This window comes from Lichenibacterium ramalinae, assembly GCF_004137085.1.
GTDB classification, from domain to species: Bacteria; Pseudomonadota; Alphaproteobacteria; order Rhizobiales; family Beijerinckiaceae; genus Lichenihabitans; species Lichenihabitans ramalinae.
In genome coordinates, this window is sequence record NZ_QYBC01000003.1 from 1 (window position 1) to 14,840 (window position 14,840).

13 protein-coding genes and 2 pseudogenes are annotated in these 14,840 nt (G+C 69.1%); 8 read left to right on the forward strand and 7 right to left on the reverse strand.

Annotated features, from left to right (window positions below; all coding sequences use genetic code 11):
* Positions 1-79: 79 nt before the first annotated feature.
* The 6 genes and pseudogenes from D3272_RS04240 to D3272_RS04265 all read left to right on the forward strand — a co-directional run.
* Positions 80-334, forward strand: a pseudogene (locus D3272_RS04240) (xanthine dehydrogenase family protein molybdopterin-binding subunit); the annotation flags it as partial.
* 687 nt (positions 335-1,021) lie between these two features.
* Positions 1,022-1,819, forward strand: coding sequence for an ABC transporter ATP-binding protein (locus tag D3272_RS04245; RefSeq protein WP_129217911.1), 798 nt, complete (start codon positions 1,022-1,024; stop codon positions 1,817-1,819).
* Positions 1,819-2,673 (forward strand): ABC transporter permease, encoded by an 855-nt coding sequence (locus D3272_RS04250; protein WP_129217912.1) that lies wholly within the window; start codon positions 1,819-1,821, stop codon positions 2,671-2,673. The genes D3272_RS04245 and D3272_RS04250 overlap by 1 nt, the downstream gene beginning before the upstream one ends.
* A gap of 76 nt (positions 2,674-2,749) precedes the next feature.
* Positions 2,750-3,727 (forward strand): ABC transporter substrate-binding protein, encoded by a 978-nt coding sequence (locus D3272_RS04255; protein ID WP_129217913.1) that lies wholly within the window; start codon positions 2,750-2,752, stop codon positions 3,725-3,727.
* 10 nt (positions 3,728-3,737) lie between these two features.
* Positions 3,738-5,072, forward strand: coding sequence for an amidase (locus tag D3272_RS04260; RefSeq protein ID WP_129217914.1), 1,335 nt, complete (start codon positions 3,738-3,740; stop codon positions 5,070-5,072).
* 20 nt (positions 5,073-5,092) lie between these two features.
* Positions 5,093-6,346, forward strand: coding sequence for an amidase (locus D3272_RS04265; protein ID WP_129217915.1), 1,254 nt, complete (start codon positions 5,093-5,095; stop codon positions 6,344-6,346).
* A gap of 247 nt (positions 6,347-6,593) precedes the next feature.
* On the opposite strand, the gene D3272_RS27840 is transcribed toward D3272_RS04265, so the two are convergent.
* From D3272_RS27840 to D3272_RS04290, 5 genes and pseudogenes are all read right to left on the reverse strand, one after another.
* Complete coding sequence (locus D3272_RS27840) at positions 6,594-6,953, reverse strand: glutathione binding-like protein (protein ID WP_129217916.1); 360 nt, start codon at positions 6,951-6,953, stop codon at positions 6,594-6,596.
* A gap of 152 nt (positions 6,954-7,105) precedes the next feature.
* Positions 7,106-7,510 (reverse strand): annotated as a pseudogene (locus D3272_RS28360) (CoA transferase); the annotation flags it as partial.
* On the reverse strand, positions 7,428-7,760 hold the full coding sequence (locus D3272_RS04280) for a CoA transferase (RefSeq protein ID WP_129218146.1): 333 nt from the start codon (positions 7,758-7,760) through the stop codon (positions 7,428-7,430). The pseudogene D3272_RS28360 and the gene D3272_RS04280, both read right to left, overlap by 83 nt.
* A gap of 172 nt (positions 7,761-7,932) precedes the next feature.
* The gene (locus D3272_RS04285; protein ID WP_129217918.1) at positions 7,933-9,633 is read right to left on the reverse strand and encodes a GMC family oxidoreductase; all 1,701 of its coding nucleotides are present in this window, start codon (positions 9,631-9,633) and stop codon (positions 7,933-7,935) included.
* Positions 9,626-11,023, reverse strand: a complete 1,398-nt coding sequence (locus D3272_RS04290) for a UbiD family decarboxylase (RefSeq protein ID WP_129217919.1) — start codon at positions 11,021-11,023, stop codon at positions 9,626-9,628. The genes D3272_RS04285 and D3272_RS04290 overlap by 8 nt, the downstream gene beginning before the upstream one ends.
* A gap of 114 nt (positions 11,024-11,137) precedes the next feature.
* On the opposite strand from D3272_RS04290, the gene D3272_RS04295 reads away from it, so the two are divergent.
* Together D3272_RS04295 and D3272_RS04300 are read left to right on the forward strand one after the other, a co-directional pair.
* Positions 11,138-12,064, forward strand: a complete 927-nt coding sequence (locus D3272_RS04295) for a LysR family transcriptional regulator (RefSeq protein ID WP_129217920.1) — start codon at positions 11,138-11,140, stop codon at positions 12,062-12,064.
* A gap of 201 nt (positions 12,065-12,265) precedes the next feature.
* Positions 12,266-12,850, forward strand: a complete 585-nt coding sequence (locus D3272_RS04300; RefSeq protein ID WP_129217921.1) for a UbiX family flavin prenyltransferase — start codon at positions 12,266-12,268, stop codon at positions 12,848-12,850.
* A gap of 57 nt (positions 12,851-12,907) precedes the next feature.
* On the opposite strand, the gene D3272_RS04305 is transcribed toward D3272_RS04300, so the two are convergent.
* Positions 12,908-13,369, reverse strand: a complete 462-nt coding sequence (locus tag D3272_RS04305; RefSeq protein WP_129217922.1) for a TIGR02444 family protein — start codon at positions 13,367-13,369, stop codon at positions 12,908-12,910.
* A 20-nt stretch (positions 13,370-13,389) separates the two neighbouring features.
* A complete protein-coding gene (locus D3272_RS04310) occupies positions 13,390-14,730 on the reverse strand; it encodes an MFS transporter (RefSeq protein ID WP_129217923.1) in 1,341 nt (446 codons plus the stop codon).
* Positions 14,731-14,840: the final 110 nt, after the last annotated feature.

The following is a 14,840-nucleotide window of genomic DNA, read 5'->3' on the forward strand; positions in this document are numbered from 1 at the left end:
AGCACCTTCAGCACCGTGCTGGGCACCATCGGCGCCTAACAGCCCTCAGCCGACCTGCGCACCCCCTGGGTAGTTACAGCGGCTCGGCCTCTTCGTCAATCACGACTTGGCGAGCTACGAGGTGCCGGTACACCTCGACATCCCGCACCAGAACGTTTTCCTCAACGAGACTGACAAGGCCTATCCCATGAAGGCCAAGGGTGTAGGGGAACTCGGACTTTGCGGAGTTGGAGCGGCCATCTCCAATGCGGTCTATAACGCCACGGGTGTTCAGGTGCGCGACTATCCTGTTACGCTCGGTAAGCTTCTGGAACGCTTGCCTCAAGTGGCCTGATCCCTCCAGCGAACTGCGACGTCGGCGCGACCGGTATCATATAGCTCGTGCCGTATTCGACGTAGACGAGCAAGGGGCATCACAAAAAGTTTAAAGTAGATTTTCTTGTACTTTCCGTTGCGATCCCAGAAAAGCAAAGAACGGTTCTTCGGGGTCACGAAAGCAACTCTGGCAGGGTTCGGGCTTGCGTATGTCGCTGAACATAGGTGTTGTTGACCGTGGCCGCCAAGACCTTCTTTCGCCGTTCTGGATAATTCGTTGCCGCCCTAGACGGGATAACAGCCTTTCACCCAAAGCAGCGGCGTCAGGCGTCGCAAGCTTTTGCTCTCCTCGTCGACGTGTCACGCGATCGCTGCTTCGTCTAATTGGGGTCCCGTTCTGTCGAAGGTCTGCTTTGGTCGGGGGCTCGTCCGAGAGCAGCCGTTCCGCTATCCACCCTGCTTCGCCGTTTAGCCGTTGCTAGCCGGAGTCGACCCTCCCCAGCCGTAGCGAGCCGATTGGGGCACCCTCGAGACGGATGTTCCGGTCAGCGGCGTCGCCTGGCCTTTGATCATGCCAGCCGGTGGCGAACGCTGCGCCGCCGCCCGAAACGGGCGGTAAGGACTGCTCCTGAATTTGTCGACGCGAGGGCCTCCACCGACCGTCTGGTGCGATTCTTGCTGGATTGCATACAGCGGTGGAGCGAGCATGACGGCGAACGACACGTCCCGGACGATTCAACTGAGCTTGCGGGATATCCGCAAGAGCTTTCCGGCCAGGAGTGGTCCGGTGCCGGTCCTCGACGGCCTCGACTTCGACATCCACGAGCGCGACTTCGTCAGCATCATCGGGCCGAGCGGCTGCGGCAAGACCACCGTGTTCAACGTCATCGCGGGGCTTCTCGAGCCGGACTCGGGCAGCATGACGTTCCGCGGCGAACCGGTGGCAGGCCTGCGCGGCCGGGTCGGCTATATGATGCAGAAGGACCTTCTGTTCCCCTGGCGGACGGTGCTCGGCAATGTGATGCTGGGCCTCGAGATGAAGGGCGTCGAGCCGAAGCAGGCGCTCGACACGGCGCGGGAGTATCTCTCCACGTTCGGCCTGTCGGGCTTCGAGAACGCCTATCCCAAAACCCTGTCGGGTGGCATGCGCCAGCGTGCGGCGCTGATCCGAACCCTCATCACGGACCCAGACATCCTCCTGCTCGACGAGCCGTTCTCGGCCCTCGACTATCAGACGCGCCTCTACCTCGAAGGCGTGCTGCTCGACGCTGTGGAAACTTTCAACAAGACGGTCGTGCTGGTCACCCACGACATCGACGAAGCCGTGGCGCTGTCGAAGCGCGTCGTGGTGCTCGGCAATCGCCCGACGCGGGTGAAGGCCGTGCACGACATCGTGCTGGCCGACCGATCGCCGATCGGTGCCCGCAGCGACCCCGCCTTCTCCGACTATTTCCATACGCTTTGCGGTGAACTCGACATCCAGACACGCAGAAAGGTCGCTTGATGAGCAGCCACGCCCTCGACCAGCCGAAGGTCGCACCGGTGCGCCGCGGTCCGGGTCCCATGGCACGTGCGATCGACACGACGCTCGGCCGCGGGCTGATCCAGATCGCCGCCGTGGCGATCGTCCTGGCATGCTGGCAGGCGGCGGTCGACGCCGGTTGGTTGACCGAGTTCCTGGTCGGCGCTCCGCTCGGCATCTGGCGGATGTTCCACGCCCAGCTCGCCAGTGGCGACCTCGCGATCGACACCTGGACAACCCTGGTCGAGGCCATCCTGGGCTTCGTCATCGGCACGGTTGCGGGTTCGGCCATCGGCCTCGGCCTCTGGTACTCGACCTTCGTGGCACGCGTGGTCGAGCCCTTCATCGTGGCGATCAACTCGGTACCGAAGATCGCGTTGGCGCCGATCGTCATTCTCTGGTTCGGCACGGGCCTCGTGTCCAAGGTGGCCCTGGCGGTGTCGCTGACGGCGCTCGTGGCGTTGATCGCCGCCTACGGCGCGGCGCGGGATGCCGACCCGGACCTCCAGGCGCTGCTGGCGTCCATGGGAGCCACGAAGAACCGCATCTTCCGCAGCGTCATCGTCCCCTCGACGCTGCCCGCCATCATCGGCCTGTTCCGCATCAACATCGGCTTCGCGCTGGTGGGCGCGGTCGTGGGCGAGTTCATCTCGTCCCAGCGCGGCCTCGGCCACATGATCTACACGGCCTCGTCGCTCTACGACCTCGACTCGGTATGGGTCGGTCTCTTCGTGCTGATGGCGGTCGGCTTCGTGCTCTACCACCTCATCGACCTCGTCGAGCGTCGCATCCTCCCCTGGCGTCAAGTGTCGACCGCCGGCCAAGTGCAGGTCTGACCCCACTCGAGTTCCTTTCCCCCTGCCGCGCCCGGGCCACTGCGCCCCGGCCGGACGAGCCCTTACGGACAAACCCATGATCAAATCCCTGCGCTCCGCCCTCCTCCTCGCCACGGCCGTGATGGCCGCAGTGCCGACCGCCGTCGCCCCGGCCCGGGCGTCGAACCTCAAGGCCACCGTGTCCCAGGCCTTCCAGTCGATGCTCTACCTGCCGCTCTACGTGGCGCTCGACGACGGGCTCTTCGCTAAGGCGGGGCTCGACGTCACTAAGGAGACCGCGGGCGCCCCCAGCGTGGCGCTCTCGGCCGTGATTTCGAAGAGTGCGCAGTTCTCGATCCACGGCCCGGAATGGACCGCGGTCGCGGCCTCGAAGGGCGCGCCGGTCGGCATTATCTCCAACGTCGTCAACGGCGCTGCCGTTTGGATCGTCACGGCCCCGGGCGTCGCCTTCAAGGACGTGCACGACCTCAAGGGCCAGACGGTCGTGTCCGGCCTGATGCCCACCACCTCGACGTCGCTGTTCCTGAAGCTGCTGAAGGAGAACGGCATGTCGAAGGACGACGTCAACTTGCTGCAGGTGCAACTGGGAGCAGAGCCCGGTCCGCTGCTGGCCGGCCAGGCGAAGGTCGGCGTCATGTACGAGCCCGGCCTCGACCAAGTCGTCGCCAAGGGCATGAAGGTCGTGCTGGGCTTTCCCGAGCGCTACGGCCCCTACGCTTTTTCGGCCGTCAGTGCCCGAAAGGACGTGGATCCCGCCGTGGCCCAAGCCTTCGTCGACGGGATGGAGGCGGCCCTGAAGCTCATGCAGAGCCGGCCCGAGGAGGCCGTAGCGGTGGCCAAGAAGGAGTTCCCCACCCTCGACCCCGCCGTGGTCGAGAGCGCGGTCAAGCGCATGCTGGCCGACCACGTCTACCCCGATGGGGTCGACATCGCGCCCGCCGCCCTGAACCTGGCGCTCGACACCCAGATCGCGCTCGGCAACCTCGCGGCTCAGCCGGACTACAAGGGCTTCGTCGACCGCACCTTCATCACAAAGGCGATGGACATCAAGTAGGAACGGCGGGATGGAGTCTCACGCGCTCGGCCTTTCCGAGGCCGTCCTGGCGTTACGGTCGGGCGCGCTCGATGCGGCCGCCTACCGCGCCGCGCTGCTGACGCGGGCGCGACGCATCGATCCCGCGCTCCGCGCCTTCACGGTGCTGGCCGGCGATGCGCCCGGCAAAGACGCGATGTCGGTGCTCAACGCCCCGCTGGCGGGCGTGCCGGTAGCGGTGAAGGACATCGTCGCCACGCGGGACTTTCCCACCGCTAACGGCTCCCCGGTCTACGCCGATCGCGTTCCCGACGCGGACGCCTGGGTGGTCGAGCGCTTGAAGGCGCTCGGCGGCAGCGTGCTGGGCAAGACCGTGACGACGGAATTCGCCTGGCGCCAGCCCGGGCCAACCGGAAACCCTTGGGACCTCGCCCACACGCCCGGCGGTTCGTCGAGCGGCTCGGCCGCAGCCGTGGCGGCGGGGCTGGCGCCCCTCGCCTTCGGCACACAGACCTTCGGCTCGATCGTGCGACCGGCCGCCTATTGCGGCGTCGTCGGGCTCAAGCCGAGCTTCGGCGCGGTGCCACGCGTCGGCGTCCATCCGCTCGCGGGCTCGCTCGACCATGTCGGATTCTTCACCCGCTCGGTCGGGGACGCCGCCTACGCGCTGTCGCTCTTCGCCGAGGTCGATGCGCGGGATCGGCACGGCCTGCCGCCGCCGCCCTTCGCGATCGACCCCGCGGCGGGGCTCCTGCCGCTGGACAGGCCGCCGCGGATCGCGCTCGTCCGCACGCCGCTGTGGAGCGGGGCCGATGCCGACGCGCGGGCGCTGGTCGAGGATTCGGCCCGCGCTTTCGCGGCGGCCGGCGCCGCGGTCGAAGATTACGCGCTGCCGGTCGATATCGAGGGTCTCGCGCGTGAAGCCCGCACCATCCTGGCCGTTGAGGCGTCGGCGATCTTCGCGGCGCTCGTCGCGCTCCACCCCGACAGGACCAGCGCACACCTGAAGGACCTCGTGGCCGAGGGGGCGGGGTTACCCGCTCCCGCCTACGCGGCGGCGCTCCGGCGACAGGCGGAGCTGCGCGACGGCTTCGACGCGGCGCTCGGCCCCCACGACGTCGTCCTCACCCTGCCGGCGCCCGGCGCGGCACCCCGCGGGCTGGCCTTCACGGGCGACCCCGGCTTCTGCGTGCCCTGGACCTGCCTCGGCGTGCCGGCGCTCGCGCTGCCGGCCGGCCAGACGGTGGGCGGGCTGCCGCTCGGCCTCCAGCTCGTTGGCCGGTATCGGGGCGACCTTTCCCTGCTGCGCGTCGCCGCCTGGTGCGAGGCCGTGTTGGGGCGACCCCGATGTTTCCCTTCCCCGTGACCACGATCCAGGACGGACCCATGCTGTCGCTCCTCGCCCTGTGCGCCCGCATCGCATCCGGCGCTCTGACACCCGAGGACGCGATCGCCCTCGTGCGCGACGCCATCGCGGAGTGTGAGCCGGCGGTCGGCGCTTTCGCGAGCCTCGATCCCTCCCCCGTCGTGCCCCGCCTGGGGCCGCTCGCCGGAATAGCAGTCGGCGTCAAGGACGTCATCGACACGGCCCACCTCCCGACCGGAATGGGATCTTCCATCTACGACGGCTGGCATCCTCGCGCCGACGCTCCCGCGGTGGCGCGGCTCAGAGCGCTCGGGGCCGTCCCGCTCGGCAAGACGGCCACGACGGCCTTCGCCTTCCTCGACCCGGCCGCGACCCGCAACCCGCGCGCGCCCGGCCACACGCCGGGTGGCTCGTCGGCTGGGTCGGCGGCGGCGGTGGCGGCCGGCATGCTGCCGCTGGCGCTCGGCACCCAGACCGGAGGCTCGGTGATCCGGCCCGCCGCTTACTGCGGCGTGGTGGGTGTAAAGCCCTCCTTCGGCCTGCTCCCGACGGTCGGCATGAAGTGCTTCTCCTGGACGCTCGACACGCTCGGCCTCTTCACGGCGGGCGTGGCCGACGCCGCCTACGCGCTGGCGCTGATGACCGGGCGGCCGGATCTCGACCGTGTTGCCGCGGGCCACGCGCCGCGCATCGGGGTCGTGGTCCCCCCCTTCTGCGACGCGCCCGAGCCGGAAGGCATGGCGGCTCTCCGGCGGGCCGCCGCGGCGGCGGAGGGCGCAGGCGCGATCGTGAGCGACCTCGACCTGCCGAACGTGTTCGCCGAGGCCTTCGCGGCACATGGCGCGATCCAGGATTTTGAGGGAGTGCAGGCATTGCGCTGGGAATACGACAGCCACCGCGGTGCGCTCGCCCCGATGCTGCGCGCTCATCTCGATGCCGCCCGGTCGGTGACGCCTCCCGTCTACGATGCCGCGATGCGCGTGGCGAGGGAGGCCCGCGGCCGGTCGTCCTCCCTGTTCGACGATGTCGACGTCATCCTGACGCTGCCTGCGACCGGCCCAGCGCCGGCCGGCTATGGGTCGACAGGCGATTCCCGCTTCAACCGCCTTTGGACGCTGCTCGGGGTCCCCTGCATCACGATACCGGTGCCGGGGGCAGGCTTGCCGCTCGGCGTGCAGGTGATCGCAGGGATCGGGATGGATGGTGCGGCTCTCCAAGCTGCGCGCTTTGTCGAGACCGCACTGACTGCCCATTTGGACGGTCCCCCTGGCTGACTGTGATCGCCCGAAAAGACGTGAAGTTTGCCTGAGCGGAGGTTGCAGAATGGCGTCGAAGACCCCTCTCCCTTGTTCTCCTCCAACGCAAGGCCTCTGTCGCTCCATGATTGTGTGAGAGCAATCGTCTCTTCACGACCCACGCCGGTCGTTCGACGCAGATCGGGGCGTCCCCTGAACCAGACGTTTAGATAGATCGCCAACTGACGCTCACACCAAGCCGGCCACCGACTGCCCAGCGTCGCGCTCACGACCGCGCGGACTGATTGAACAGGATGCGGCGCTCCTCATCTGTAGGCGATGCTGAGCGGCGCAGGTCTTCAGCGAGCTCAATGCCGCGCCGCACTGCCGGCCGGTCGTGGATCGCGGCGCGCCAGCGCGACACGTTGGCGAGATCGTCGAGCGACTGCCCGAGCGGCTTAGCGATCAGCACCCAGGGCCAGGATGCCAGATCGGCAATCCCATAATCGCCCAGGATGTAGTCGCACCCCGCCAGGCGGCGTTCCAGGATATCGAGGTAGCGGCGGTACTCGGCGGCGTAGCGGTCGAGCGAATAAATATGCTCGCCGAGCGCGTAGTTGCGGAAGTGGCTGAGCTGGCCCGCCATCGGGCCGAATTGCCGACCTGCCAGAGCAACCACTTGTGGTGCGCCGTGCAGCCATGCGGCGACGTCGGGGCGAAACGCCCCGCCTTGACGCCGACCTCGCGCAGCACCGCTTCCGCGTTTGCCCCCGTAGTCCGGCGCGGGCGCGTCGACCGTCGCCGGGGTGCCTGAAAAGCGCGCGGATGGTCGAGTCCCGTCACGATGCCGTGGGCCCGGACCTGCCGGTCGTCGAGCGTCGCGTTGCGGGTCAGAACGGGGTGCATGGCGCGCCGGCGGTGGCGAGCCGCTCCAGCCAGTCGGGGGCGGGCAGTCCGCGCCAGCAGCACCTCCTGCGTCAGGGCGAGGCGGGCGTCGATGTTCCGCTGGCGGTCCGCGACGGTTCGGAAACGGGGATTGTCCAACCAGTTTGGCCGTCCGACCGCCTGGGCTGGGGCGTGACATTCACGTTCGGACCACACCGCGACGCTGATGGGCTCGTCACCGGTGTCGTAGATCAGGTCGACGAAGCTCGCCGCTTCCTGCTGAGGCAGGCTGTCGCCCACGGAAGTGCGGCTGCCCATGTCCGGAGACCCAGAGGAAGGCCACTACGGCGTCGAGCATCGACAGGCGAACGTGCTTACCCTCGCCGGTTTGGGCACTGGCGAAGAGCGCCGCTGCGCCGGTTGGCGCCGGACACGTGTGGGCTCCGCTGCCTGGCGCCGCGACCTTATTGAAGCTCGCCCCTTGGTCATCCAGCATCATGGTGGCAAGCGGCCCCGAGATCATCGAGGTCAGGTCCACGACGCGGATGATGGCGAGCGGTCCGGGCATCGGCGATGGGCCCTGGGCGGCGGTCAATTGCCAATCGGGCCGCTCTGGGAGGTGTTCCGCCGTTCGTCCGCCACGGGTCGCGGCGGTCGGCTCATCTGATCCCCCCGCGGCGGCTTGCCCCCGTCACGGCCAAGCTGGATAGGTTTGAAACGTCGTGGAGGGGACGTTCGCGTCACCGTGCGATCAGGACGTCGGCGATCTTTTCGGCTGCCATCAGCACAGGCACGTTGGTGTTGGCGCTGGGGAGGCGCGGCATGATCGAAGCGTCGACGACGGTCAGCCCGTCTATCCCGATGACGCGTCCTCGCGGATCGACGACGCTTTTTGGATCTGCCGGGTCGCCCATCTTGCAGGTTCCGCTGGCGTGCCAAACCCCGAAAACGTTGTTCCGGACGTAGTCCTCCAGTTCGCCGCCGGCACGACACAGCGATACGAGGTCGCTCCCACCCGTGAAAGCCCGAAGCATCGATCGCCGAAGCGGGGCCGGACCGTCGAGCAGCCGTGCCAAGAGCGCCGTCAGGCCGGCATTGCGCGGTGTCACGGCGCTGAGCCGCTTGATCGCGGGGGAGAAGCTCGCCGGGAAAAGCTCGTGCGGGTTGGGATTGAGATGCCGCGAGACCACGAGGCCGACCAGCATGCGCACGCCGGACGCGAGGCGATCGAGGTCGCGCGGGTCCGACAGGAGCCCGAGGTCGATGTCGGGGAGACCGGCGGGGTCGGACGGGCGCAAGCGCAGGCGGCCCACCGAATGGGGCTGGTTCACCCAAAGGAAATAGAGCGCCAGACTGCGGCCGAGAGCATGCCAGCCGCCACGGGCCGACGCGGTGAGGTACATGTCCGAGGCGCTGCCGCCAGGGCGACCCGACGAGTAGCGCAGCGCGAGAAAGCTCGCCCTCCGATACGCGACGGGAAGGCGCAGGGCGCGCGGCAAGTGCTGAGCGATCGTCAGGGCGGGATGGTCGCGGAGGTTGGCGCCGACGCCGGGCCGGTCGGCGACGATCGCGATCCCGCACTCCCGAAGGTGTTTGGCAGGTCCGATTCCGGCCCGCAGCAGCAGGGTCGGCGACTGCAGGGCACCGGCGCAGAGTACGACATGCCGCGCCGAGACGACGCGTTCGGAGCCGTCCGGGCGACGCAAGACAGCGCCCGTCACGCGACGCCCCGCGGTCGAGAGGGCCACGACCGTCGTTTCGGCCGCGACGGCGAGGTTCGCGCGGTCGCGCGTCGCAGCATCGAGGTAGGCGGCGGCGGCCGAGACCCTGGCGTCGTCCCGGTTTGAGAAGGCCGTCGGGTAGATCCCGTCCTCGAATTCGCCGTTCTGGTCGGTGCGGCGCGGTAGGCCACTCGCGTCGAAGGCGCGGGCAGCGGCTCGGGCGAAGGGCGGCCAGTCCGGCTCGAGGATGCGCCGGATCGGCAGCGGTCCGTCCCGGCCGTGCAGCGGGCCATCGAAGTCGAGATCCGTCTCCAGCTTGCGGAAGTAGGGCAGGACCTCGTCCCAACCCCAGCCGGTCGCGCCGAGCGCCGCCCAGGCGTTGTAGTCGCGCGGCAGGCCGCGGTTGGCGGATTGGACGTTGACGCTCGACGAACCACCGATCACCCGACCCTGTTCGTAGGCGCGCCGTCTTTGCCGCCCGGCCGCATCCGTCGTCACGGCGGCATCGAGGCCGGGCCAGACGTAGCGGTCGCCGTGGAACAGCGGCATGGGATAGCTGTCGAGAATCTCGGGCGGCACTCGCCCGGGCGGCGTATCGACGCCGGCCTCCACCAGCAGGACGCGGCGGCCCGGGTCGGCCGACAGGCGATTCGCCACCACGCATCCCGCCGAGCCCCCGCCGACGACCAGCACGTCGACCTCTCGAGGGAGCTCAGCCATGGGACAGCCCTGCGGCGGTGCGCCAGTCGGCGTCGCGGTCGATGGCGGCGGCTAGGTCGACCTTCGCCTGGCCCGGGACGGCGATGCGCTTGAACTTCATCGGCGGTGCCCCGACCGGCACGGTGGCGTCGAGGCCCATCTTGGCGCCGACGCCGTCGCGGGCCGAGGGGTCGAGCTTCGAGCCTTGCGCCTCGGTGACGACGACGAGGTCGCGATCGGCCTGGAACCGCGTCGATACCGCCCATTCCACCTCTCGCGGATCGTGGATGTCGACATCGGTGTCCACCACCACGGCCTGCTTGATGTCGTAGTGAGCCGCGAAGGCGCCGAGCAGGACGTTCTTGCCCTCGCCGTCCTGCGTCTTCTTCAGCTTGACGTAGAGGTGGTAGCGCCCGACGCCACCGAGCGACAGGTGCACGTCCTCGACGCCCGGAAAGCTGCGCCGCAGCGTGGCCAGGATGGTCGCTTCGCGAGGGATGGCGCCCAGGAGCAGGTGTTCGAGGCCGCCCCCCACGATCATGTGGAAGATGGGGCTCTCGCGATGCGTCACGGCATCGATCTGCATGACGTGGCGCTCGGCACGCTCGCCGTAATATTGCGGGAACTCGCCGAACGGACCTTCGGGCTCGCGCACCTCGGGCAGCAGGCGTCCCTCGATGACGATCTCGGCCTCGGCCGGCACGCGGACGGCGTTGGTGAGGCATCGGACGACCTCGAGCGGCGTGCCCGTGAGCGCTCCGGCGATCTCCAGCTCGTCGTGGCCGAGCGGCACAATCGCCTGCGAGGCCAGGAGGCAGGCCGGATCGACCCCCACCACCAGCGCCACCTCCAGGCCGCGGCCGGCCGCCTCCGCCTTGCGATAGAAATTGTCGGTGTGGCGTGGGAGAACGAGCACGCCGATGCGATCCGGCCCGCTAATCTGGCAGCGCAGGATGGCCACGTTCTGTACGCCCGTCTCGGGGTCGCGCGAGATCATCAGTCCGGCCGAGATGTAGGGGCCGCTGTCGTGCTCGTTCAGGGTCGGCACGGGCAGGAGCTTCAGGAGGTCGATGTCGTCCCGGTGGACGACCTGCTGGGCGGGGCCGGTCGGCAGCTCGAACCAGGGCATCGGGCCGGCGGCGGCCCGGGTGTAGTGGGCGATGAGGTCGTCCTCGGTGGTGCCGAGCGCTTCCGCCATCCAGGCGCGGCTCGACACGAGCCCTGACACGATCGTGCCGGGATGGCCGCCCGGCCGCGGGAACAGCGTGGCGCTCCTGCCATCGAGGCGGTTGGCGACCGCGGCGGCCTCGTGCCTCAGGTCGATGCCCGGACGGGCCACGGCGAGCCGCCCGTCGCCCGCCAGACGCTGGAGCCAGGCGCGGAGCGATCGGACGGGGGCGGGTCGGCTCATGGGGGGCTCCTCCAGGGCGACGATCTCGGATGCCGTCTGAACACCAGGGGTAGGCCCCGCTTGGGCCCTTGCAAAATCAGGAATATTGATGCGCGCCATCACGGGAACGGGGCCATGGACCTTCGTCAGATCTCCTATTTCGTCGCGCTCTACGAGGAGGGCAGCGTCACGAGGGCGGCGGAGCGGGTCCACGTGGTCCAGCCCGCGCTGAGCATGCAGATCGCCAAGCTGGAGCGCGAACTCGGCCAGATCCTGTTCGACCGGCAGCCCAAGGCCGTGGTGCCCACAGTCGCCGGCCGCGCGCTGCACCGCCTCGTCCGCCCCATCCTCGACGACGTCGCGGCGGCGCATGCCGCCATGGCGCGCCTGTCGACCGCCGTGTCGGGCCGCGTCACGGCCGGTATCCTGTCGTCGCTGACGATGAGCGTGGTACCAAGCGTGCTCCTGCGCTTCGCCCAGGCTCACCCGGATGTCGAGCTGTCGCTGGCAGACGGCACGACGTCGAGCTTCATCGCGGGGGTCGGGGACGGCTCGCTCGACCTCGCCGTGATCAACCGGCCGGAACGACCGCTCGGCCTCGTGGTCGAAGCCCTGTGCCGTGAGGAGATGGTCCTGGTGGGCGGGCGCGACACGGAACTGACGGTCCCGCTCCCGCTGCGTCCGCACGACCTCGCGCGCTTCGATCTGCTCCTGCCCTCGCCGCGCAACGGGCTCCGCTCGGCCCTGGATCTGTGGTTGAGGGCGGAGGGCGTCGCTCTCTCCCCGAAGCTCGAACTCGATCTGGTGCCGGCGATCGCCGAGGTCGTGAGGCGGTCCGCCCTGTTAACCATCCTGCCGGCCATCGCGGTCTCCCGGCATCTCGCCGATGGATCGCTGAGGGCCTATCGCATCGGTGAGCCCTCCCTGGTCCGCCAGCTTGCCATTGTGCATCGCCGCGACATGCCGCTGAGCACGGCCGCGACGACATTCGTCGCCACCCTGACCGAAGAACTCGCCGCCGCCACGCTGGGCCTCCGCGACAGGATCACGGCCGGGCCGTGATGGGCGGCGCGCGCGCTGCATCGCTGATGGCGGCCATCAACCATCCTGATTCGACATGCCAAGGGGCCCTCCGTAACGCTCTTTGGTGACAGGCGTCCGTCCACGGCGACACAGGCCCGGTCCAGAAGAGCTCCAGCAGAGAGGTTCGGGGATGGAAACGCAGCACGCCGCCCAGCGCCGGATCGACGTCCGGGCTGTGCCATGAGCGCCAACGTCCCCCTCGTGGTCGGGATCTCGGGGGCGTCCGGGGTGATCTACGGCGTGCGGGTTCTGGAAATCCTGCGCGACCTCGATATCCCGAGCCACCTCGTCATGTCGCGGTCCGCCGAGGTGACGCTGGCCCACGAAACCGACCTCAAGGTCGCGGCCGTGCGGGCGCTGGCCACGCGCTGCCACGCGCAGGCCGACATCGGCGCGGCGATCTCCTCGGGCTCGTTCCGCACCCGCGGCATGGTGGTGGCGCCCTGCTCAATCCGGTCCATGTCGGAGATCGCCAGCGGCGTCACATCGGGCCTGCTCACGCGGGCCGCCGACGTGGTGCTGAAGGAGCGGCGGCGGCTCGTGCTGATGGTGCGCGAAACACCGCTGCATGCGGGGCACCTCCGCAGTATGGCGGCCCTGTCCGACCTCGGCGCCGTCATCGCGCCGCCGGTGCCGGCCTTCTACGCGCGACCGGCGAGCATCGCCGACATGGTCGACCACACGGTGGGGAGGATGCTCGATCTCTTCGACATCGATTCGGGCGGGGTCAGGCGTTGGAAGGGTGAGGAGCGCCCATCGACGTGAGGGGATGACCGTGGTCCCGCATCCGAGGACCACGACACGCCACCGTGTCCCCGGCCCTCACGTCCCGAGGAGGGCCCGCACAGCCGCGGCCGGCAGCCCGCGCCCGACATGGTCGGCGTAAAGCGCGAGGTTGCGGGCCGCCGCACCGGCCTCGACCCTCGATGCCTCCGGCGCCATGGCGGACAGCGCCGCCAAGGCCAGCCGCTCCGCCTCCAACTCCACCCCCTTTACCCGTTCACGACAGGCGTCCGTGTCGATGCCGGGCAGCAGGCCGCCCTTCATGGCTCGCCGCGCGGCGCGAAGCGGTGCGACCACCGCGGCGCGCCAGGGCGCGAGGCGCGCGTTCGCGGCGGCGATCACGCCCGCGTCGAGCGGGCGCCCGGTCTCGGCGCACCACAGGAGCCAGAGCACCAGCGTGACGTCGCAGCCGGCCTCGTCCTGCAAGGCGATGCAGGCCGCCGCCATGCCGGGCCGGGCATAGAAGCCCAGCGCGAAGCCCCACAGCGGATCGTCGCTCATGGCGCGGTCCTGCACGTCCGTCACATCCGCTCGAGGTTGCCGCGCGTTTCCGTCGTCATCAGGGCGCCTGCGAGGTACACCAGCGTCACGCCGACCGTGAAGGCGGCCAGCACGACCGGGATGCGGCTCGATGCCCCCGCCGCCAGCGACACGAAGGTGGGCAGGATGCCGCCGAGCGCGAAGCCGACGTTCCACGACAGGCCCGTGCCGGTGGCGCGCAGTGCCGTGGGGAAGCTCTCGTTCAGGTAGATCAGCAGCGGCCCGTAGCTGGCGTTGGCAGTGAAGGAGAGAAGCAGGGCGTAGACGGTGAGAAGCGTGATGTCCGTGCTCGAACCCATGGCGAGGAACAGGACCGGGAAGGCGACCAGCCGGACCACCCCCATGACGAGGAAGACCCTGCGCCGGCCGAAGTGCTGGCTGAGCTCGCCGGCCGCGCAGGCGCCGAGGCCCGCGGCCACGTTGGCGCCCACCAGCATCAGCGATGCGTTCGCATTGGCCACGCCGTTGACGAGCTTCAGGAAGCTCGGGAGGTAGCCGGAGGTGAGGTAGTAGGCGGCACCTCCGCCGAAGGACAGCATGACGGCCACGAGGAAGTTTCGCCGGTGGGCAGGCGACAGTAGAAGCCGGATGGGAGAAGCCACGGTTCCGGCCGAGCCCCGCAGCGTCTTCTGCCGCTGCAGGCGGGCGAAGATCGGCGATTCTTCGAGATTGCGGAACAGGAGAAACCCGACCATCGACGTGAGGAGGCCCGAGAAGAACATCAGCCGCCAGCCCCATGCGGCGAAGGCCGGCCCGGGAGCGATCAGAGACACGACGAAGAAGACCAGCGAGGCCAGCAGGCCGCCGATGGCGGAGCCGCCCCCGCCGACCGCACCGGACATCAGGCCGCGCCAGCGTTCCGGCAAGGTTTCCGTGCCGATCGTGTGCGAGGCCGCGACGACGCCGCCCACGAAAATGCCTTGTACGAGGCGGAATGCGAGAAAAATGGCGGTCGCGACCCAGCCGACCTGCGCCACCGAGGGCAGCAGGCCGAAGGCCGCCGTCGACAGGCCGACGCCTATCACCGCTATCATGAGGGTGCGGCGGCGACCGAAACGGTCCGCATAGGAGCCGAAGAGCGCGGAACCGTAGGGGCGGATCAGCAGAGTCACGCCGAAGGAGGCATAGGCGCCGGCGAGCGACAGCATCGGCTCATCGGCCGGGAAGAACAGCCCGCCCACGACCGGCGCCACGTAGAGCAGGATGAAGAGATCGAAGAGATCGAGCCCCCATCCGAAGAGCGAGGCCGCACAGGCGGCGGCGACCTGCCGGTTCGTCGGCTTCGCGAGGACATCTTCATCTAGCGCTGTCGTGGCGGTCATCGTTTCCCCCTCATGGTGCGGCGCAGTTTCAGGACATGCGACGTCGTTACCCGGACGCGGTGCGGCCGGGGTTCGCGGCCTTTGGCCGTCGTTGTGCTGCGGTGGACCGC

What these genes read in the sequence shown, in the direction of transcription:
- D3272_RS04250 (WP_129217912.1), top strand. Translation starts at nt 1,819, where the DNA reads ATGAGCAGCCACGCCCTCGACCAGCCGAAGGTCGCACCGGTGCGCCGC.
- D3272_RS04310 (WP_129217923.1), bottom strand. Translation starts at nt 14,730, where the DNA reads ATGACCGCCACGACAGCGCTAGATGAAGATGTCCTCGCGAAGCCGACG.
- D3272_RS04290 (WP_129217919.1), bottom strand. Translation starts at nt 11,023, where the DNA reads ATGAGCCGACCCGCCCCCGTCCGATCGCTCCGCGCCTGGCTCCAGCGT.
- D3272_RS04260 (WP_129217914.1), top strand. Translation starts at nt 3,738, where the DNA reads ATGGAGTCTCACGCGCTCGGCCTTTCCGAGGCCGTCCTGGCGTTACGG.
- D3272_RS04280 (WP_129218146.1), bottom strand. Translation starts at nt 7,760, where the DNA reads ATGCCCGGACCGCTCGCCATCATCCGCGTCGTGGACCTGACCTCGATG.
- D3272_RS27840 (WP_129217916.1), bottom strand. Translation starts at nt 6,953, where the DNA reads ATGGCGGGCCAGCTCAGCCACTTCCGCAACTACGCGCTCGGCGAGCAT.
- D3272_RS04255 (WP_129217913.1), top strand. Translation starts at nt 2,750, where the DNA reads ATGATCAAATCCCTGCGCTCCGCCCTCCTCCTCGCCACGGCCGTGATG.
- D3272_RS04265 (WP_129217915.1), top strand. Translation starts at nt 5,093, where the DNA reads ATGCTGTCGCTCCTCGCCCTGTGCGCCCGCATCGCATCCGGCGCTCTG.
- D3272_RS04305 (WP_129217922.1), bottom strand. Translation starts at nt 13,369, where the DNA reads ATGAGCGACGATCCGCTGTGGGGCTTCGCGCTGGGCTTCTATGCCCGG.
- D3272_RS04295 (WP_129217920.1), top strand. Translation starts at nt 11,138, where the DNA reads ATGGACCTTCGTCAGATCTCCTATTTCGTCGCGCTCTACGAGGAGGGC.
- D3272_RS04285 (WP_129217918.1), bottom strand. Translation starts at nt 9,633, where the DNA reads ATGGCTGAGCTCCCTCGAGAGGTCGACGTGCTGGTCGTCGGCGGGGGC.
- D3272_RS04245 (WP_129217911.1), top strand. Translation starts at nt 1,022, where the DNA reads ATGACGGCGAACGACACGTCCCGGACGATTCAACTGAGCTTGCGGGAT.
- D3272_RS04300 (WP_129217921.1), top strand. Translation starts at nt 12,266, where the DNA reads ATGAGCGCCAACGTCCCCCTCGTGGTCGGGATCTCGGGGGCGTCCGGG.